Genomic DNA, 20,061 nt, shown 5'->3' on the forward strand with positions numbered 1-20,061 from the left:
CTTAAATTAAAACACTAAATACAGATGGAATTTTCAACCAACGGAGACACTAATAAAGGTTTTACAAAAATAGAAAAATACAATCAGGATACTACTGAACAGTTAATGTTTCACTATAAAAAAGTACTTGAATTATTAGGAGAAGATGCCGAACGCGAAGGTCTTTTAAAAACACCCTTACGGGTTGCCAAAGCAATGCAATTTTTAACGCAGGGATATCACAATAATCCTGAAGATATATTAAGATCTGCCATGTTTCAGGAAGACTATCGTCAAATGGTAATTGTTAAGGATATTGAAGTTTATTCAATGTGTGAGCATCATATGCTGCCATTTGTGGGCAGAGCACATGTTGCTTACATTCCCAATGGTACCATTACCGGATTAAGTAAAATTGCCCGGGTTGTAGATGCTTTTGCCCGCCGTTTACAAGTTCAGGAACGTTTAACCACTCAAATTAAAGACTGCATACAAAACACCCTGAATCCACTAGGTGTTGCTGTAGTTATCGAAGCTCAGCACATGTGCATGTCGATGCGTGGAGTTCAAAAACAAAATGCAATTACTACGACCTCTGATTTTACCGGTGCTTTTGAAAAAGTAGCTACAAGAGAAGAGTTTATTCGTTTAATTGCTAACAAATCAAACTACTAATTAGTTAATTGTTCATAGGAATCAAAGAATTACCAATTTACATTGTACTTATGAAAATTGCACATTGTAAATTGAATAGATATCTTTGTGCCCGGAATATTTTTAAATCTTACCATGATAATCAATTCATTGCTATTAAAAAAATACGAATGAATTGAAATTTATTAATTGAAGAAGAATATGAAAGCATATGTATTTCCAGGGCAAGGAGCCCAATTTGTTGGTATGGGAAAAGACCTGTACGAAAATTCAGACCTTGCTAAAGAGCTTTTTGAAAAAGCCAACGATATTTTAGGTTTTAGAATTACTGACCTAATGTTTGAGGGTACTGATGAAGATTTAAGACAAACAAATGTTACACAACCAGCAATTTTCTTGCACTCGGTAATCTTAGCCAAAACTCTTGGCGATGATTTTAAACCAGAAATGGTAGCAGGTCACTCTTTAGGAGAATTTTCGGCTTTGGTTGCTAACGGATCATTATCTTTCGAAGATGGTCTTAAATTGGTTTCTAAACGTGCTTCAGCAATGCAAAAAGCTTGCGAAACTGAGCCTTCTACTATGGCTGCAATCATTGGATTAGATGATGAAACTGTAGTGAAAATATGTGAGGAAATTAACGAAATTGTAGTTCCAGCTAATTTCAACTGTCCGGGTCAATTGGTTATTTCAGGCAGTATGAAAGGAATCGAAATTGCATGTGAAAAATTATTGGAAGCTGGCGCAAAAAGAGCTCTTCCTTTAAAAGTTGGCGGTGCATTTCACTCTCCACTTATGGAGCCTGCACGCGTAGAGTTGGAAGAAGCCATTGAGAACACAACTTTCTCAACTCCAATTTGTCCTGTATATCAAAACGTGAATGCCATGCCAATATCCAATCCTGATGAGATCAAGAAAAATTTGGTTTCGCAGCTAACTGCTCCGGTACGTTTCACACAAACCATGGTTAATATGATTGCTGATGGTGCAACATTGTTCACTGAGGTTGGTCCTGGAAAAGTAATTCAGGGATTGGTGAAAAAAGTTGACCGTAAAATGGAAACTGCAGGAGTAGACTCTTTTCAAGGATAAAATTACAACTAATAAAAAAAGCCGTTTCAAAACTTTTTGAAACGGCTTTTTGCTATTTATAACTTATAACACTGGTTTGTTTTTTACCATCCATTAAAATATCCAGCGGTTCTTTAAACCGAACATGTTTAAAATAATGAATCTGCTCTTCGAGTTTTTGCTTGTCAAGAATTTCAGTATTCACAAAACTTTGTTCAGTGTTGCTTCTCACCGAGAAATATCCAACATTCATAGAAGTTACATTGTGAAAGAAATGAGACCCCAAGGAAGCATCTAAAGGAAAATCTTCCAAACCTTGCTCTACAATTACCTTTGCATTGGATATTTGAGACCAAAGTACAGGGATACCGGTAAACTTATCTCTTGTACCCCAGCGGCCGGGACCAATCAACACATATTGACGATCCTGCTCTCTCATTTTCTGGTTCAATTTCTCAATTTCAAGAGCCATTTCTTCAGTTTTGGTCCGATCAAATTTCTCAATATCCATGTAAATTACATCACGAACATGGTCTATTTTTCCGTTACCCATACCTTTACTTGCCAATAACACAAGCTTGTCCTTATCAACCTTAGTCATATCTATATCAATACTCATCTCCTGACGAATCAGAGGTTTAATCTGCAGGAGCTGGAAAGTAGGCAAATCATTTTTCCCTTTTGAAAGATCAACGGCAAACTCAATTTCAACAGGAGCTCCCATTGCTTGTTTAAAAATATTCAGAAGTACACTCAAAGCATGAGCAACAGGAACTTGATTGTATTTCAGAATATTTGCAAAGTTTACCACCCTCGGGCCCCGCAAATTTAAATCCGGTTCCAATCTGTCATTCTGGTAATCGTAAACTGAAGCACAATGCAGTAAATTCCCATCCTTTTCGGCATCCGAAAGTTCATATTTAATCGTAACAGCATCTTCTCCATCCTTTAAAAGATTAACATCTTTCTTTTCCATATTGATCGCATAAAAATACTTCTGCGAATCTTTCATCTGATCTTCAATTGATGCCAATTGCAATTTTGGGTGTTCCGGGCAAAAACGATGTGTTTTTTCCCCTCCCACAACATATTTACCCAGTCCAACAGCTATCACAGCAAAACCGTCCTCAGGTTTCATGTAAGAAAAAGGATAGTAGTTGTAAGATTGTGCTACACCACTGATATTTGGATAATATCTGCCGTTGTTTTCCTGCCCAACCACTTCCTGAATAATTACAGCCATTTTCTCCTCTTCAATTTTATAGTCAACCGCACTAAAATAGGATTGAGCTTCGGGTGAAAAAATAGAAGCATAAATAAGCTTGATTGCGGTTACCAATTGACGAAACCGCTCCCCAATATCCGGATGATTATTTGGAAGCAAATAAGTCGCATAAACCCCTGCAAATGGCTGCATTAAAGAATCCTCAAACAAACCTGATGAACGCACAGCTAATGGGCAAGTCATTTCCTCAAGATAATCCAGAAGTCTTTCTCTTAATTTATCAGACAACTCACTTTTCGCAAATAAATCACGTACCTTTTTATAGTTCTTATCCAGATAAATCTTATTGTAAAGATTATTCTTCTCAATAAAATTATCGTATTCATCAACACCAATAACAGCTGTTTTAGGAATCGAAATATTAATATCCTTAATCAACTTTGCGAAGTAAATATTTTCTATAAAGTTACTCAGGAAAGCCAGTCCGCGCCCTTTTCCTCCTAAAGATCCACGTCCCAAACGAACCACATAATGATTCGAATTAACAATATTAGGCCTGAATTTAATAATCCTGCCCCGCAACTGTTTTATACGTGAGGCTTCAAATACATCCAAACAAAATTTACGTAAATCTTTTACTGATTTAAAATCCTCTATCTGATATCTTCTTAACTTTTTAGCAATATTAATTTCACCTCTGGCCATTAACCATGTCGAAATTCCATTTCTTTTCGAATGAAAAAGAAGTGATTCATCCGGAACATATTTCAATTTTTCCTCAAACTCTTCAAGGGACTTCGCTATTGCAACCTTAGTTCCACTTTGGTTTCTGAATACAAAATCACCAAAGCCCAGTTTCGTGTAGATGAAGTTATAGATATCCAAAGCCAAAGTATCACTGTTCTTGTTAATAAAATCGGCTTCAACCTGCATTGCACGAATTGCATTATCGGTATCATGCGATTGCATTAAACATGGAATTTTCATGTTCTTTTCCTGCACGTATTTAATCAGATCTACACCTGAATCATCATCCAATTTACCATCCCGTGCAAAACGAACATCAGAAATTACACAAAGTAAGTTTTCCAAATAATTATCGACAACTTCAACTGCATCTTCATAAGTGCTCACCAAAATGACTTTAGGTCTGGCCCGCATTTTCAAAATCTTATGCATTTCGTCAATATCCCCTTCATCCGAAATCACTTTTTGGGTTTGAGTCATTACTGATGTATACAACAACGGCAGATATCTGGAATAATACTTTACGGAATCTTCAACTAACAAAATGACTCTTACATCTCCACTTTTTGTATCGGGTTCCAGATTCATTCTATCCTCAATATACTTGGTCATGGCCATAAAAATTTTGGTGGAACCATTCCAAACAAAAACCCGATCAATATTATTCTTAATCTTATCTGCAGCTCTGTCAAAATAAGCCAGGTCGCTATTGTTATTTACCAAAACCAAAACAGGAATCTCGGGCTGAACCCTTTTTATTTCCTGACTTAATTCCAAAGGGGATTGTTTATCCAAACCAGCCATTAAGATGACCACATCGTAATTTCTGTTTTTTAAAGCATCCAAGGCTTCATCATTAGTGGCTACACTGGTAAAACGTGGTGCCGCATATAAATTTAACTGTAAATATTCCCCAACAATTTTATCAGAAAACTGTCCTTCCCTTACAATAGTATAAGCATCGTAATAAGTCGCGATAAGAAGAATTTCTTTCACTTTAAAAGGCATCAATTCCTGAAAAATATCTCTATCACTCTTTTTCCGTTTGTATATCTTGGAAATCGAAACTTCTTCCATGTCAATTGCTATTTATGTTTTTTGTTGTCTTGTATTCAGAAATACAAAATAATATAAATTTCTGGTTTGATATCAACCTTTTACCAACAAGTACTGATTTCATTTAAAATCAATTAATGAAAAGGAAAAATATCTTTTAGTATTCATTATTCCCTAAAAAATGGTGCCGAAAATAATAAAAATCAGGGATAAAAAAACAAAGAGGAAACTTATGGTTTCCTCTTTTTAGGTATTGATGAATTAAATATTTCAATCTTATTATTTAACTTCCCAGGTATCACCGCTATTAAGCAGATCATCCATACACTTAATTGATGATACAGCTTGTACATCTTTAATTTGCTTCACCATTTTTTCTTCATAAGAAAGCGCGGCAACATCTCTTATTACACCAAGTGCAACAGGATACTCAGGAGCTGACATATTTGACAATAGCCAAGCCATATGAGGATCAGGGTTATGGGCATCGTGAACTAAAATATCCTGCTCAGTAATACCAAATTCACCAATTGTAACAACAATTAGTTTACCATTACCTCCTAAAACTAATCCTTTGTTTCTATTCTTTCCGAAAATCATTCTCTCTCCGTGATGCAAAATCAATTGGAAATCATCCTTCGTTTCCTTATCAGTGATCAGAGTATGTGCCCCATCATTATAAATCACACAATTTTGAAGAACTTCAATAATAGATGTTCCTTTGTGTTTTGATCCAGCCAAAAGCAATTCTGTGGTCAGTTTAATATTGGTGTCAATAGATCTTGCATAAAACTTAGATTGAGCACCCAAAGCTAATTCAGCAGGATGAAATGGTTGCTCAATTGTTCCAAACGGAGAGGTCTTGGTGACCATTCCCTGTTTCGAAGTTGGCGAATATTGACCCTTTGTAAGACCGTAAATCTCATTATTAAAAAGAATAATTGTCATGTCAATATTACGACGAATAGCATGGATAAAATGGTTACCTCCAATTGCTAACGCATCCCCATCTCCAGAGACTTGTATTATTTCAAGATCAGGATTCGCCGATTTCACCCCCGAAGCAACCGCAGCTGCTCTTCCGTGAATTGTATGAAAACCATAGGTATTCATATAATACGGAAAACGGGAAGAACATCCAATCCCCGAGATAACTGCAAATTTTTCCTTTGGAATGTTCATTGCAGCCATTGCCTTTTGAACCGAATTCAATACTCCATGGTCTCCACACCCGGGACACCATCTTACTTCCTGATCACTTTTAAAATCTTTTGGAGTCAGATTAACAGGACTATGCGATTTAAGAATTGTATCTGTCATGACTATTTCTCCTCCAATAATTGGTTAAACCTCTCTTTTAATTCCAACACAGTAAAAGGCAATCCTTGTAATTTATTATATTGATTGAATTTAATATCCTGGAAACCAGCCCGTAAATACTCAGCAAATTGTCCTTCATTCAACTCACAGACAATTACCTTTTTATGACGTTTTAAAACCTCTTTTGTATTCTTTGGCAACGGAAAAATATAGTGAAAATGTGCCAAAGCAATACTTTTTCCTTCAGCCTGAAGTTCACGAACCGCTGTTGTTAAGTGACCATAAGTACCACCCCAACCTATAACCAAAACTTCAGCGTCATCATTTCCCTTTACAGGAACATCAGGAATGAAATTAGCAACCCGTCTAATTCTTTCCGATCGAATATCTGTCATTACCTGATGATTTTCCGGCACATACGACACGGTACCCGTAATATCCATCTTTTCCAAACCTCCTATTCGATGTTCCAAACCTTTTGTGCCGGGAACAGCCCACTTTCTAGCCAGTTTCTCAGTATCTCTGGCATATGGTTGATAGTTATCTCCCTCCTTAGCAAATGGCACCTCTATAGGTGATAAATCGGCCATTTTAGGAATTCGCCAAGGTTCTGCTCCATTAGCAATAAAACCATCCGTAAGCAAGATAACAGGGGTCATATGCTCTAAAGCAATTTTACCTGCGCTATAGGCGTATTCAAAACAATTTGAAGGTGTACTTGCCGCAATTACCGGCATAGGACATTCTCCACTGCGTCCGTGAATTGCCTGCATTAAATCTGATTGTTCTGTTTTAGTTGGAAGACCAGTTGATGGCCCACCACGTTGAACATTCACAATTACCAAAGGTAGTTCCGTCATTACAGCCAAACCTGCAGCTTCTGTTTTAAGAGCCAAGCCTGGTCCTGACGTTGTTGTTACAGCAAAATTCCCAGCAAAACTTGCTCCAATTGATGTGCAGATTCCTGCAATCTCATCTTCTGCCTGAAATGTTTTTACACCAAGATCCTTACGAGCCGCAAGTTCCTGAAAAATCTCGGTTGCAGGTGTAATTGGATACGATCCGCAAAACAATTCCAAACCCGCTTTTTCGGCCACTGCAATTAATCCCCAGGCTGTAGCTTTATTTCCTGTAACATTACGGTAGGTTCCTTTCTTAATTTTTGCAGGAGCCACACTAAAATTATATGGCAAAGCTTCAATTGTTTTTGCAAAATTATAGCCGGCCCGCAACACCATCTTGTTTCCCTCAACAACCAAAGGATACTTTTTGAATTTATTCTCAATAAACTCTTCTGTATGCTCCAATGGACGATCGAACATCCAATAAACCATTCCCAAAGTAAACATGTTTTTACTCCTAAGGATACTTTTCTGATCCAGTTCAGTATCCTTCAAACATTCTTTCGTCAGAGAAGTTACTCTTGCTTTAATCAGATTGTAATCGGAAAGATTCTCATCATCTAATGGATTAGAATCATAGCCAGCTTTTTCAAGGTTCTTATCCGTAAAACTATCTTCATTTACAATGATAGTCCCACTAGGTTTAACCCATTTCAAATTTGCTTTTAATGCTGCCGGATTCATTGCTACCAGTACATCTGCAAAATCGCCGGGAGTATTTACCTCCATCTGTCCGAAATGCAGTTGAAAACCTGATACTCCACCTACCGTTCCCTGTGGAGCCCTGATCTCAGCTGGATAATCAGGAAAAGTAGCAACATCATTCCCAAACAATGCGGAAGTATCCGAAAATTGCGTTCCTGTTAGCTGCATCCCATCTCCGGAATCGCCGGAGAATCTTATGACAACTTCTTCCTTTTCAATGACTTTTGTCTTTTGACTCATGACTGTTTTGAATTAAGCTTGAAATTAATTCCTTTGTTTTGTTTGTTGATTTTGATTTTTCATCTATATAACGCAATGCTATAATAATGTTATATAGCATGGTAAAGGTAGCGTTTCCCAGTTTTTAGACAAGTAAAGACAAAAAAAATTATTGATTTTTTGCAAACGTTTGTGTTATAAAAAGTTACAAACTACATCAAGTTAAAAATAAGGTTGATTAAGAGTTGATTAAGTCTTAATAAGAGAAAAGAAAGAAAGGAAAATGGTAATTTTTGAAGAGAACTGGGAGAGTTGATAATCTTTGCGAAAAGTCATCTCAACAAAAAGTGATTTAAAGAAAAAAAGGTGTCTCAAATTAATGAGACACCTTTAAGATATTTAGAATTATGTACTAATAATCATCTTCAGTGAAACCAGTATAGCGGTGACCTGAAATAAGATAAGATTCGTCCTTTGTAGCATCATAGGCTACAGCATCAAGAACCCATTTGAATTCCTCTTTGTCTGGATTAGATCTGTACTCTACAGGAACCTCTTCACTTTTAAAAGTAACATTCCCACTATACAATACAATACTCATATACAAACTGTCAGTGATATTCTTACCAAGTGTTGTGGCACCATTCTTAATAATCTTTCCCTCAACAATTGCAGCTCTAATATAATCACGAGGTACAACTGTTAAAGTATCTAATTTAAGAGGTTTATTATCTGGAACAACTATTGCCTTTTCATTATTAGTTAAATCTGCAAAAGCAATAGACTTAGATTTAAAACTACCTGCATCACCATCGAAAAAGAATTTACTTCTCAATTCAAAAACTTTGTCATGATCGTCAATCCAAAGTTCGTTGGCTACATCAGCGGATGTGTTGTAAAATTCCAATTTTTGCTCGTTGTCGTAATCAGCAACAAGAGTACCATCTGGTTCTGATACTTGATAAAGGTAGCTTCCGGAATAATCCAGTACTGCACTATCCCAATCATCAAGCGCGGTATCATCGCAGGATACCAAAGAAAGAGAGATACATGCACCTATTAAATACAAAAATATATTTTTCATTTGTTTATTTAATTTAAGTTAAATATTAGAAAGAATTACAATTTCTTCCAAGTTCTAGAACTCCAAGGAGTTCCATCTCTACTTATATTGAATTTAATAACGTTATCAACAGAAACTGTTCCTGTAGCTGTAAGGTGATAACCGAAGATATCAACCAAAGGAACTAAAGCAATCTCCCCAGCCCGTACATAAACAAATCTGATTGGCATTGTGTATTGAGCGCCATAAGTTTCTTCATAACCATAAAGACTACCCATATTATAGTAACCTGCGTCCTTTTTCTTAACAGGTACAGAAAAAATCACCAACGAACTATTCACAAGTTCATATTCACCTGATAAGTTAACCGCTGAATCATCTATTTCATCAGTTACAATAACATATCTAGAAATAGTTCCAATAAAACCATCTACATTTGTAGCACTGTAAACAATTTCGTATAAACCAGGGACGTTAGAATCAACTTCGCCAGTCGTTGTAACAGTAAGTTCATTTTCGCCTTCCATGGCAACTACTCCAGGCTCAGTATAAGCTGTACCCATTTCGTGTCTGTAGAATTGACCTCCTTCTAAAGTAAAATCAGGAAAGTATGTAATTCTAGAGATATCCTCTGTTTCTTTATCATCACACGCAGAAAACAAAGTGATGATGGCCAACAACGATATATATAATATTTTTTTCATTTTATAAATTTTTATTGTAAAAGTTGAACATTTCTTAAATCCTTAATTAATGTCCATTCCCTGTAAATTACAATTATTATTCAGCCTTTTTATTCCACCAAACTTTCTCTAGAAGATCTTGCTTTTGTGCCGGAGCATTTTCATTACGAGTCATTACTTCTTTAGGATAAATAGGCGAAGCAGGCAATTTCGCATTTGTTTTGCCTCTACCTTCAACAGCAAGCGTTAAATCTCCTAGAGGAAAATTAGTATTAGCGAAAGCACGATCTTTACGAATATCGATAGTGTTAACGGCTGGATACTTGGTTCTATTTCTTTCTAAGAAAGATTCAATATGCTGATAGTTGGCATTCGCAACCCATTTTTGCATGGCAATTTGCTTAATACCCTGTTCTACAGTCCCATCTACCCAGGTTGCATAACCAGTAGTAATAATATCACTAGCTAAGCCACCATGCTGTGCTAAAGAAGCATTTACTGCCTTATCGTAATATATTTTAGCGTTAGGGTTGTTACCTGCACGAGCATACGCCTCAGCAACGTAGAAATTAACTTCCCATATTGACATAATTACCAAATCTTGAGTTGCAGAAAATACAGCTTGACTGTAATCTTCGTCTTCATCAAGAGTTCCATTTACATCAGAATCTTCTTTGGAGGCAAAATCCCCAAAAAATGCACCTAAATGATATCCACCGGTCTTTTCGAAAAGAACGTCCAAACGCGGATCAGCATTTACTTCAAGATAATCTAAAAAGTTTTTAGACGCAACCACATTTGTACTTAAGTACTTAGCTGAGCCTTCCTCAAACTCTCTCATAGGATGACGCTTCCCTTCTTGTTTATCCGACCATGTAGAACCGCTGATTCCAGCATTATTCTTAATAAACTCAGATGATTCAATAAAAGAAACAACAGCAGCATTATTATATGCAGAAGTCTCAGAAAGACGCATCATCAATTTCAACTTCAATGAATTGGCAAAGAGTTTCCACTGATCTAAATCGCCGCCATAAATAAAGTCATAAGATGCAGGTAAAGTAGCTTCAGAAACATTCAAGGCTATTAATGCATCAACTCTTGCAAGTAAATCTGCATAAATATCACTTCCTTTATCAAATTTTGGTGATACAATTCCCTCATCTCCTTTTAGAGCTTCAAAATAAGGGATATCTCCCCAGACATCAGTCATGATTTGCCATGTGAAAATTGAAAGAGCTTCTGCGGCATAATATACACCCGTATTATTATTAGCCAACGAAATAGTCTTCATTCTTTTACAATCTTCAAGAACGCCTGCAGTTAAACCACTATATGCATAACCAAAATCAGTTTCTTGATATTCACACAGAAATTTGAATTGCGATGCACTATAAGCTTGTGTCCAGTATTCAGACCAAAAACCTCCCGCAAAACCAAAATCCCAACCCATTAGTTGATTGGCCAAATTTATTTCCGTAGCAGGCAAAACAACCTTTGCTTCCGGTATATCACGTAATACGTCCGGATCTTCATTTATATCTAAATAATTATCACATCCCCAGCCAAATATTGACAAGCAAGCAAGTGATAAAGCTATAATTTTATATTTCATAATTCTTTATTATTACAAAGTGAAAGTTAAACCAAAAGTATAAAATTCGTTACTTGGACCTGCTCCAAACTCACCAAACTTAGCTCCTATATCATTACCAAAAGTTGTTGTTTCAGGATCGATATAAACATTTTCATTTGGAGTCCACAATAGAATATTACTAGCACTTAATGACAAACTTAAAGAACTAACATGCAATCTATTGCAGAAGTTTTTAGGTACCGAATAAGATAAATTTACATTTCTAAGCTTTAAGTAAGAACGATCGATAATAGCATCTTCATCTCCATCAAATCCACCACCATCACCATAGAATTTGTGTAACCCAGTAGGGTCGACAGGAGTAGTATTTTCAATCCATCCTCCTTGTCCGTCAGAAACAACAGAATTGGGTACTAAGAAAGTTTTTCTATCATTCAATACTGATTCAGGATTCGCACCTGTCCAATGCAAATAATCCTTAGTATATGAATACATGTATCCACCATAACTAAAATCTAAGGTTGCACCCAAACTAAATCCTTTATAAGTAAAGGTATTGGTTAAACCCATTCTGAAATCAGCATCAACATCTTTTCCGATAAATTCAGTTTCTGCTGTAGCTTGTGGATTACCACTACCATCAACTACTGTGTGCATCACGCCGTCAATTTCAACCTTTTTAACTGAAGCAATTTTGAACTGTCCCATAGATTTTCCTTCTATTGCAACAATAGATGCACCGCCAAAACCATCAAGATACACCTCATCGACATCCAGAGATTCAATAGTGTTTTTATTAACCGAAACATTATATGCAATATCCCATGCAAAATTTTCTGTCTTAACAGGTGTTAAATTTACAGCAACTTCAAAACCTTCATTACGAACATCACCTAAATTTGCAACCTGACTAGTATAACCTGATGACGGATCTTTAGGCAGACTTGCAATCAATCCTTCTGTTAATCGGTTATAATAAGACACATCGAAACCAAAACGGTTATTGAAGAATTGAGCCTCGAAACCAAGCTCAAATTCCTTTGTTAACTCATTTTTCAAATCAGGATTTCCTAAACGGTTTGAAGCTGAATATGAATTAACTCCTCCAATAGGGAAAGACAAATCATCAATATTTGGATAACCCGGATTATCAGAAGTAGCAGATACATAACGATCATAAACTGAATAAGCATCAGCATCATTACCTGTCATACCATAGGCTGCCCTAACTTTTGCAAAACTAAGAATACCAGTATCGATATCATTGTATTTTAAGAAATCAGTAATTAGGAAACTTCCTGTAACACCTGGGTAAAAATAATCATTTTGCTCTAGAGGTAAAGTTGATGACCAGTCATTACGTGCCGTTAAAGTCAAATACGCATAGTTTCTATAACTAAAATCAACATTAGCATAAACACCGATTAAACGACGTTTTGAATGTGAATGTCCAGAAGTAGAAGGAGAAAAACTGTTATTCAAATTATAAAACCCGGGAATATCGATAGAATTAATACTACCATATAGGTAAGTCATACTTCTTTCGTTAACATTCATACCAGCAATAGCATTTAAAGTAAAATCTTCGCTGATATTTTTCTTATAGCTCATCATCACATCGTGATTAACCTGAGTTCTTTCAGTTCTTGTTTCAGTGAATTTACCCGCATTGGCCGGACCAGACTCATTAGGTGAACCTGGAGTAAAATCGATAATAGCAGTATGAGTTTCGCCCAAAGCAACTTCATAATCACCACCAAAACGGTAACTCAATCGCAAATCATCAGTAAAATCATAATCCAATTGAATTTTACCGAAAAGTTTTTTCTTATTTTGCTCCGCACCATCCTCATTCAACACATAATAAGGATTTACACCGTAAGGCGTAAAATAGTTATCCAGATTATTGAATTTATTCTTATAATCCTTCATATCAACGATCGAAATATCATTGGCGCTTTCATAAAGAGATCTAAATACAGATGTACCTTGGCCTGATGCTACAGCTTTGGTCTTCTCAGTACTGAAATTTACATTAGCACTAACAGTTAATTTTCCAGCTGTATGAGAACCTTTAGTTGCAATCGTATATCTATCGTAAGAATCATTGTCAGTAGGTATTACACCATCAACAGAGTTTTGAGACAAAGATAAAAGGAAGTTTGTGGTCGCATTACCACCACTCAAAGAAACTGAGTTTTTAAGATTCTTACCAACTTCGTAAAATTCACGGGTTCTATCTTCTAAAAAAACATAAGGTTTAATTTGCTGACTATTATCAACGATATTTCCCCAAACTCGATCTTTTCCATCAAAAGCAGGACCCCAGTTACCATTCTCATCCAAAGCTCTTTCTCCACTCCAACCTTGACCAAATTGTTTTTGGACTTCTGGAAGTCGACCGACTCTAGAAAAAGTAGTTGAACCACTATACGAAACACGCATCTTACCATCAGTATTTTTACCTGATTTAGTAGTAATCATGATAACACCATTAGCTGCACGAGAACCATATAGTGCTGTTGCTGCAGCACCTTTTAATACTGTCATGTCTTCAATATCATCCGCATTTATAGCATTGATACCAGAACCGAAGTCAACCTGTGCATTCAAAGCACTTCCAGATTGGTTCTGTACATTAGTAATAGGTACGCCGTCAACAATATAGAGTGGTTGATTATTTCCAAAAGAGGATGCACCACGAATCATTACATTTTGTGTTGCACCTGGCCCTGGAGCTGTTGCAATATCAACACCAGCAACCTTACCTTGCAAAGCATTCATTGGATTAACAACTTGAGATTTTCCAATCTCATCGCCACCTATAGATGTAGCAGCGTATCCAAGAGCTTTTTTCTCACGAGTTACTCCCATTGCAGTTACAACTACCTCATCCATACCAATAGATTCAGTCTCCATAACAACATTAATTGTAGAAGAGGTAATTTCACGTTCCTGCATAGTCATTCCAACAAAAGAAAAGACCAAAACCTTTCCATCAGCGGGAACATTTAAGGAGTAATTACCATCGAAATCTGTAGTGGTACCGATGGTTGTACCTTTAACAATTACGGAAACTCCCGGGATAGACAGCCCATCATCGGCTGAAGTAACCACCCCTGAAACTTCTCGACTTTGAGCTAGAACGCTCTGTAATCCTATCACGAATAGGATTAACATCGAAAACAAACTTTTTTTCATAAACCTTTAGTTAGTGGTTAATTAACATTAATACACATTTATATATAAATTCATTCATCCCATAAAATGAGATGAAAGCAATAAAATGCACCCTTTAGAATTGTTCAAAGAAAAATTTTAGTTTAATCACTAAAAAATAACTTCTAAAATTGCAGATTTCAAAATACCCCTATTTATATCTGCGTCATCAAAAGTGTGAAAAAAACTTAAATTTTCAAACCTTTTTTATCGTAAACCTTTTAAATTTAAGTTGAAATAGACTTCAAAACTAACAAATTACCAATATGTAACACTTTTTGCTTTCAAATTAACACTATGCTATTGCTCTCATTTTCAATTTCATTCACGTTAACGTTTGCATAACTTTTTTTACAACATATTTATAAAAAATTTCTCCAATATTTTTTTAATTATCTTTGTATTTATAATCAAACTAAATAAGAATGGCATTTATTAGAGAATTAAATGGAAAAACTCCGGTATTTGGAGACAATTGCTTTTTAGCAGAAACCGCTGCCGTAATTGGTGATGTTGAGATGGGTAATGATTGTAGTATCTGGTACAGTGCTGTTTTACGCGGTGACGTTCATTCTATTCGTCTCGGGAACAATGTGAATGTTCAGGATAATGCAACCATTCATGCAACCTATAAAAAATCACCTACCAAAATTGGAAATAATGTATCTATAGCCCACAATGCAGTGGTGCATGGTTGTACAATTAAAGACAATGTTCTTATAGGCATGGCAGCTGTTGTTCTTGATGATGCGATTATTGAAAGCAATGCGATTATTGCAGCAGGATCAGTTGTTACAAAAGGTACGCATGTTGAATCAGGCAGTGTATATGCAGGATCTCCGGCAAAAAAAATAAAAGAATTAAGTCCGGAATTATTAGAAGGTGAAATCAATCGAATTGCAAATAGTTATGCAATGTATGCCAGCTGGTACAAAGAAGATGAAGAAACCATCAAAGAGTAATTCAACTAACAAAACAGAGCCTTTCACTTTTATATTGAAAGGCTCTGTTTTGTTATACTAAAGCTCTTGTAACAGTTAATAGCTGATATGCTGAGCCTTTAAAGTAATATTAAGAAATCGACCCGCCTTTTCCTCAAAACTATCTACAAATTCTGTTGTAAAGAATTCACAAATTGAATTTTTACTACATCTCACATCCATTTCCGGATGCCTAAAAAGATAATCTTTTAAACTTCGGGCAACAATCTCTCCCTGAGAAACCAACTGTATATGATCAGGAAGCATTTTCTGAATCTCTGATTTCATCAAAGGATAATGAGTACAACCTAATATTATCGAATCGATAAGAGGGTCTTTAGCCAATAAACTATCAATGTTCTTTTTGATGAAATACCTGCCACCAGCCGTTTCAATCTCATTATTTTCAACCAAGGGAACCCACATTGGACAAGCCTCCTGGACAACAACAACATCCGGGAACAATTTAGCAATCTCCATTGGATAAGAATTGGAACGAATTGTGCCTACGGTTCCCATTACACCAATATGTTTGGACTTGGTTATTTTAGAAACCTCTTCAACACTAGGACGAATAACCCCTAAAACCCTTCTGTTGGAATTTATTTTAGGCAAATCGCGTTGCTGAATGGTACGAAGCGCTTTGGCCGAAGCTGTATTACATGCAAGTATAACCAACTCACAGCCCATTGAAAAAAGCTGCTCAACAGCCTCTAGTGTGTAATCATATACAACATCATATGAGCGGGTACCATACGGACTTCTGGCATTATCTCCCAGATAAATAAAATCATATTCAGGTAAGCTCTTAAGCAGTTCATTTAATACGGTTAAACCTCCATATCCTGAATCGAAAACACCAATGGGCTGACTATTTTTTATCATTCTGGTAAAAATAAGAAAAGGTGATATCAAAAATACCACCTTTTCACAATATCCTGAAAAATATTTACAGTATTCCTAATTTTGTTTTTACCAATGGCATAATATCAACACTGTTATTTGAGTTGAACAAGATAACACCAGTACTAATATCAAAAACATAAATGAATCCATTCTCAGCACCAACAGCCTTTATTGCAGCTGAAGCTTTATCGAAAATCGGCTTTAATAATTCATTTTGCTTTTTTTGAAGTTCTTGCTGAGCAAATCCATCAAATGTCTGCATACGATTTTGCAAATCCTGAATTTCTTTTTCTTTATTGGCTCTTACAGCCTCCGAAAGAGTTTCTCTTTTCTCTACATAAGCATTTACCAAAGTTTGATACTCTTCTCTCATTGCTTTAATTTGAGCATCATACTCTGCTGCCGCAGCTTGAATTTGTTTTTGTGCCTGCTCTTTTTCAGGCATAATCGACAGTAATTTATTCGAGTCGATATGGCCAAATTTTAAGGTTTGAGCAAATGTACTTGAACCTGCAGATAGGATAATGGCTAATAAAGTTACTTTTAAAAAATGTCTCATAATATCACTCAGTTAGTTTTTATTTTAATTTTAATTAGTTCTAATACCTAACTTATACAGTACCTTATCGCTTAAATCAAACTTTTGATTACTGTATATAATTGTTGGTCCATTAGCACGATCAATAATCATACCATAAGTTCCGTCTTTTGCAATTTCTTTTATTGCTTCATAAATATCGTCTTGAATTGGTTTTATTAATTCCTGACGTTTTTTATAAAGATCTCCATTTATTCCAAAATATTTTTGCTGTAATTTTTGAGCTAAAATTTCCTTGTCAAAAACCTCTTTTTCTCTTTTTTCTCTCATTTCTGAGGATAAAAACACCTCATCAGCTCTAAACTTCGCCTGCAATTCCTTTATCTCAGAAGCTATTTTCTCAATTTCTATTTGCCAATTGCTTGAAATCTGATCAAGTTGTTCCTGAGCATTCTTATAATCAGGCATTTTATCGAGAATATATTCTGTATCAACGAATCCGTAACGTTGCTGAGAATACAAATTCCCTATCAATACACATACACATCCAATTATTAATACTAAACGCTTCATTCGATTCTTTTTTAGAATTAAAATCTAAAATAACTTAAATTATAATAGCTCCAAAGACCAGTTACATGAAATAAGTTAAAATTGTTGACCAATTACAAAATGGAATTGACCACCGTTCTGTCCTGCCTGATTCGCTTCATCAAATCCATATCCGTAATCAATTCCTAATAATCCAAACATAGGAAGGAATATTCGAAGTCCAACACCTGCAGAACGCTTCAAATTGAATGGTTGAAATTGTTCAAAATCGTAATAGGCATTACCTGCTTCAGCAAATGCCAATGCATAAATTGTTGCAGACTGGCTTAAAGATAATGGATAACGAACCTCTGCTGTAAATTTAGAATAAATATTACCACCCAAACGTCTGCCATTTGCACTTACTGGTGTTAATGATCCATTTTCATATCCTCTCAGTCCAATATTGTCACTTCCGTACATGCTGTATCCCGACATACCATCACCTCCTACTTCAAATCCTTCGAAAGGTGACCTTTTATCCTTATTAAAATACCCCAAGTATCCAAATTCAGTTCCTGTATATAAAACCAGTTTATCAGTACTATTCAATAAGGATGTGTACATTTTTCCTTTAAATACCCATTTGTGATATTCAATCCATTTATATCTCTTTTGATTATCTCTATCACTAGTCGTCAGTCGAGAATAATTTATATTATCAAATAACGAATATGGAGGAGTTACCTTAACACTTAATGAAAAAGATGAACCTCTTCTTGTGTACAGCGGATTATCAATTGAGCTTCTGGATAATGTTGTTGTAAAACTGAAATTATTAGATGTTCCATTAGCTATTAAATAATACTGCCAATCTTTTAATCTGTAGTTTTGATAACTAACCTCGTTATACAAAGAAAAATAATTATCAGGCCACTTTAAACGACGAGCCAACCCAACACTTGCTCCAAATACCTTCTGGCTTTGATCTGAATTGCCATTCATTCCAGCACCATAACTATAGTTTCTGCTATAAGAGCGACTATATCCGGTTTGCTGAGAATAATAAATTGAAGTACTTAATGAAGTTGGTTTTTTCCCCCCTAACCAAGGCTCGGTAAATGACATGCTATAAGAATTGTAGTATGAACCATTCGTTTGAGCACGTATACTCAATGTTTGCCCGTCTCCCGTTGGCAAAGGACTCCAAGCCTCTTTGTTAAACATATTTCTAATCGAGAAATTAGAAAATTTCAAACCAACGGTACCAATAATCATTCCAGCACCCCATCCTCCGGAAAGTTCTATCTGGTCATTCGCTTTTTCTTCTAACTTATAGTTAATATCCACGGTTCCACTTTCAGGGTGAGGTTTCACATCCGGACTAATCGTTTCCGGATCAAAATGACCTAACTGAGCCAATTCCCTTACACTTCGAATGATATCCGATTTGCTAAACAATTCTCCAGGATATGTATACAACTCCCGACGGGCAACATGCTCATGAGTTTTTGTATTTCCAATAATATTTACTCTATCTATGGTTGCCTGTTTTCCTTCAACAATTCTCATTTCAAGATTAATAGAATCCTTACCAATAACTGTTTCTACCGGATTCACATTGAAGAATAAATATCCTTTGTCAAGATACTGATTACTAACAGCATCATCATCACTGCTCAATCTCTTGTCAAGTAAAGTCTGATTGTAAACATCTCCTTTTTTAATTCCTAATACTCTTTGCAACCAGTAACCGGTGTACACTGTATTACCAACCCAATCTATATTATTGAAGAAATACTGATTCCCTTCTTTCACTTTCACATGAATATTCACTCTATCCTCAGATACCTGTTCAATGCTATCTGACAAGACAAGCGCATCCCTATAACCTTTTTCGTTGTACTTCTCAATTAAAGTCAATTTATCCTCATTCCATTTTTCTTCAATATACTTCGAAGATTTTAAGAAATTTCTGAATGTTTTCTCTTTTGAATCCTTGATTGCCTTTTTCACCTTTTTATCGGTAAAAGCTGTATTTCCCTCAACAAAAATATGCTTAATCTTAATTTTATTGTTTCGATCAATATTAATATCGAGTATCACACTATTTTCCTCTGCTGAATCATCCCTTTGAATAACGGAAACACTAGTATTGTAAAAACCCTTTTCTTTAAAGTATCCTTCAACTATAGTTTTTATGTTTGTAACCAGATAATCGGTAACCTGAGTTCCTTTCATCAGCTTTAATTTCTCTTTCAGCTTTGTTGTCTCACTTTTTGATGTTCCGTTATAATTTACCAAAGACAATCGAGGACGTTCCTGAAGTTGTATATTAAGGTAAATCTTGTTCCCTATTTCCTTGGTTGCTGTAATTTGAATGTCCGAAAAGAGACCTTGTTTATACAATTTATTAATTGCATTTGTTACTTTTTCACCAGGAACTTCAATGGTAGTACCAACACGAAGACCTGAAATTTGCACCAAAACATTATTTTCCAAATGTTTTACTCCTGTTACTGTAACGCCACCCAATTCATAACTTTTTGGAGAAGAATAATGAGTTACCGGATTATAAATTGTATCGGTTTCCTGTGCTAACGCACTAAAACTTAAAAATAGAGTAAAAATGAAAGTTAATCTTTTAATCATTACTTGAATTATAA

14 protein-coding genes are annotated in these 20,061 nt (G+C 35.5%); 3 read left to right on the plus strand and 11 right to left on the minus strand.

From position 1 onward, the window contains the following. The first annotated feature begins 24 nt into the window (after positions 1-24). Together folE and fabD are read left to right on the plus strand one after the other, a co-directional pair. Positions 25-654 carry a GTP cyclohydrolase I FolE gene (gene folE / locus GQR60_RS07610; RefSeq protein WP_124992364.1) on the plus strand — a complete coding sequence of 210 codons (630 nt, stop codon included), beginning with the start codon at positions 25-27 and terminating at the stop codon, positions 652-654. Positions 655-834: 180 nt separating this feature from the next. Beyond that, the gene (gene fabD / locus GQR60_RS07615) at positions 835-1,725 is read left to right on the plus strand and encodes an ACP S-malonyltransferase (protein ID WP_124992365.1); all 891 of its coding nucleotides are present in this window, start codon (positions 835-837) and stop codon (positions 1,723-1,725) included. 52 nt (positions 1,726-1,777) lie between these two features. Here fabD and GQR60_RS07620 read toward each other — a convergent pair whose 3' ends face one another. From GQR60_RS07620 to GQR60_RS07650, 7 genes are all read right to left on the minus strand, one after another. Beyond that, on the minus strand, positions 1,778-4,753 hold the full coding sequence (locus tag GQR60_RS07620) for a PEP/pyruvate-binding domain-containing protein (protein ID WP_124992366.1): 2,976 nt from the start codon (positions 4,751-4,753) through the stop codon (positions 1,778-1,780). A 258-nt stretch (positions 4,754-5,011) separates the two neighbouring features. After that, a complete protein-coding gene (locus GQR60_RS07625) occupies positions 5,012-6,052 on the minus strand; it encodes a 2-oxoacid:ferredoxin oxidoreductase subunit beta (RefSeq protein WP_124992367.1) in 1,041 nt (346 codons plus the stop codon). 2 nt (positions 6,053-6,054) lie between these two features. Next, positions 6,055-7,899 (minus strand): 2-oxoacid:acceptor oxidoreductase subunit alpha, encoded by a 1,845-nt coding sequence (locus GQR60_RS07630; protein WP_124992368.1) that lies wholly within the window; start codon positions 7,897-7,899, stop codon positions 6,055-6,057. A gap of 391 nt (positions 7,900-8,290) precedes the next feature. Next, complete coding sequence (locus GQR60_RS07635) at positions 8,291-8,962, minus strand: lipid-binding protein (RefSeq protein ID WP_124992369.1); 672 nt, start codon at positions 8,960-8,962, stop codon at positions 8,291-8,293. A gap of 35 nt (positions 8,963-8,997) precedes the next feature. Then, positions 8,998-9,645, minus strand: coding sequence for a DUF5011 domain-containing protein (locus tag GQR60_RS07640; RefSeq protein WP_124992370.1), 648 nt, complete (start codon positions 9,643-9,645; stop codon positions 8,998-9,000). Between the two features lie 76 nt (positions 9,646-9,721). Continuing rightward, a complete protein-coding gene (locus GQR60_RS07645; RefSeq protein WP_124992371.1) occupies positions 9,722-11,239 on the minus strand; it encodes a SusD/RagB family nutrient-binding outer membrane lipoprotein in 1,518 nt (505 codons plus the stop codon). A 12-nt stretch (positions 11,240-11,251) separates the two neighbouring features. Next, positions 11,252-14,422, minus strand: a complete 3,171-nt coding sequence (locus tag GQR60_RS07650; RefSeq protein WP_124992372.1) for a SusC/RagA family TonB-linked outer membrane protein — start codon at positions 14,420-14,422, stop codon at positions 11,252-11,254. A gap of 443 nt (positions 14,423-14,865) precedes the next feature. On the opposite strand from GQR60_RS07650, the gene GQR60_RS07655 reads away from it, so the two are divergent. Continuing rightward, positions 14,866-15,402 (plus strand): gamma carbonic anhydrase family protein, encoded by a 537-nt coding sequence (locus GQR60_RS07655; RefSeq protein WP_124992373.1) that lies wholly within the window; start codon positions 14,866-14,868, stop codon positions 15,400-15,402. Positions 15,403-15,477: 75 nt separating this feature from the next. On the opposite strand, the gene murI is transcribed toward GQR60_RS07655, so the two are convergent. The 4 genes from murI to bamA form a co-directional block, all read right to left on the minus strand. Next, positions 15,478-16,305, minus strand: a complete 828-nt coding sequence (gene murI, locus GQR60_RS07660; protein WP_124992374.1) for a glutamate racemase — start codon at positions 16,303-16,305, stop codon at positions 15,478-15,480. 64 nt (positions 16,306-16,369) lie between these two features. Next, a complete protein-coding gene (locus GQR60_RS07665; RefSeq protein ID WP_101308243.1) occupies positions 16,370-16,885 on the minus strand; it encodes an OmpH family outer membrane protein in 516 nt (171 codons plus the stop codon). Positions 16,886-16,915: 30 nt separating this feature from the next. Continuing rightward, positions 16,916-17,437 carry an OmpH family outer membrane protein gene (locus GQR60_RS07670; protein ID WP_124992375.1) on the minus strand — a complete coding sequence of 174 codons (522 nt, stop codon included), beginning with the start codon at positions 17,435-17,437 and terminating at the stop codon, positions 16,916-16,918. A gap of 75 nt (positions 17,438-17,512) precedes the next feature. Beyond that, positions 17,513-20,047, minus strand: coding sequence for an outer membrane protein assembly factor BamA (gene bamA, locus GQR60_RS07675; RefSeq protein WP_124992376.1), 2,535 nt, complete (start codon positions 20,045-20,047; stop codon positions 17,513-17,515). Positions 20,048-20,061: the final 14 nt, after the last annotated feature.

It is taken from the genome of Labilibaculum euxinicum, from assembly GCF_009795715.1.
In the GTDB taxonomy this organism is placed as follows: Bacteria; Bacteroidota; Bacteroidia; order Bacteroidales; family Marinifilaceae; genus Labilibaculum; species Labilibaculum euxinus.

Excerpts from the sequence above, each read along its gene's own strand:
- GQR60_RS07640 (WP_124992370.1), bottom strand. The coding sequence starts at position 9,645 with ATGAAAAAAATATTATATATATCGTTGTTGGCCATCATCACTTTGTTT.
- GQR60_RS07655 (WP_124992373.1), top strand. The coding sequence starts at position 14,866 with ATGGCATTTATTAGAGAATTAAATGGAAAAACTCCGGTATTTGGAGAC.
- GQR60_RS07665 (WP_101308243.1), bottom strand. The coding sequence starts at position 16,885 with ATGAGACATTTTTTAAAAGTAACTTTATTAGCCATTATCCTATCTGCA.
- bamA (WP_124992376.1), bottom strand. The coding sequence starts at position 20,047 with ATGATTAAAAGATTAACTTTCATTTTTACTCTATTTTTAAGTTTTAGT.
- folE (WP_124992364.1), top strand. The coding sequence starts at position 25 with ATGGAATTTTCAACCAACGGAGACACTAATAAAGGTTTTACAAAAATA.
- murI (WP_124992374.1), bottom strand. The coding sequence starts at position 16,305 with ATGATAAAAAATAGTCAGCCCATTGGTGTTTTCGATTCAGGATATGGA.
- GQR60_RS07630 (WP_124992368.1), bottom strand. The coding sequence starts at position 7,899 with ATGAGTCAAAAGACAAAAGTCATTGAAAAGGAAGAAGTTGTCATAAGA.
- GQR60_RS07635 (WP_124992369.1), bottom strand. The coding sequence starts at position 8,962 with ATGAAAAATATATTTTTGTATTTAATAGGTGCATGTATCTCTCTTTCT.
- fabD (WP_124992365.1), top strand. The coding sequence starts at position 835 with ATGAAAGCATATGTATTTCCAGGGCAAGGAGCCCAATTTGTTGGTATG.
- GQR60_RS07620 (WP_124992366.1), bottom strand. The coding sequence starts at position 4,753 with ATGGAAGAAGTTTCGATTTCCAAGATATACAAACGGAAAAAGAGTGAT.
- GQR60_RS07625 (WP_124992367.1), bottom strand. The coding sequence starts at position 6,052 with ATGACAGATACAATTCTTAAATCGCATAGTCCTGTTAATCTGACTCCA.
- GQR60_RS07650 (WP_124992372.1), bottom strand. The coding sequence starts at position 14,422 with ATGAAAAAAAGTTTGTTTTCGATGTTAATCCTATTCGTGATAGGATTA.
- GQR60_RS07645 (WP_124992371.1), bottom strand. The coding sequence starts at position 11,239 with ATGAAATATAAAATTATAGCTTTATCACTTGCTTGCTTGTCAATATTT.
- GQR60_RS07670 (WP_124992375.1), bottom strand. The coding sequence starts at position 17,437 with ATGAAGCGTTTAGTATTAATAATTGGATGTGTATGTGTATTGATAGGG.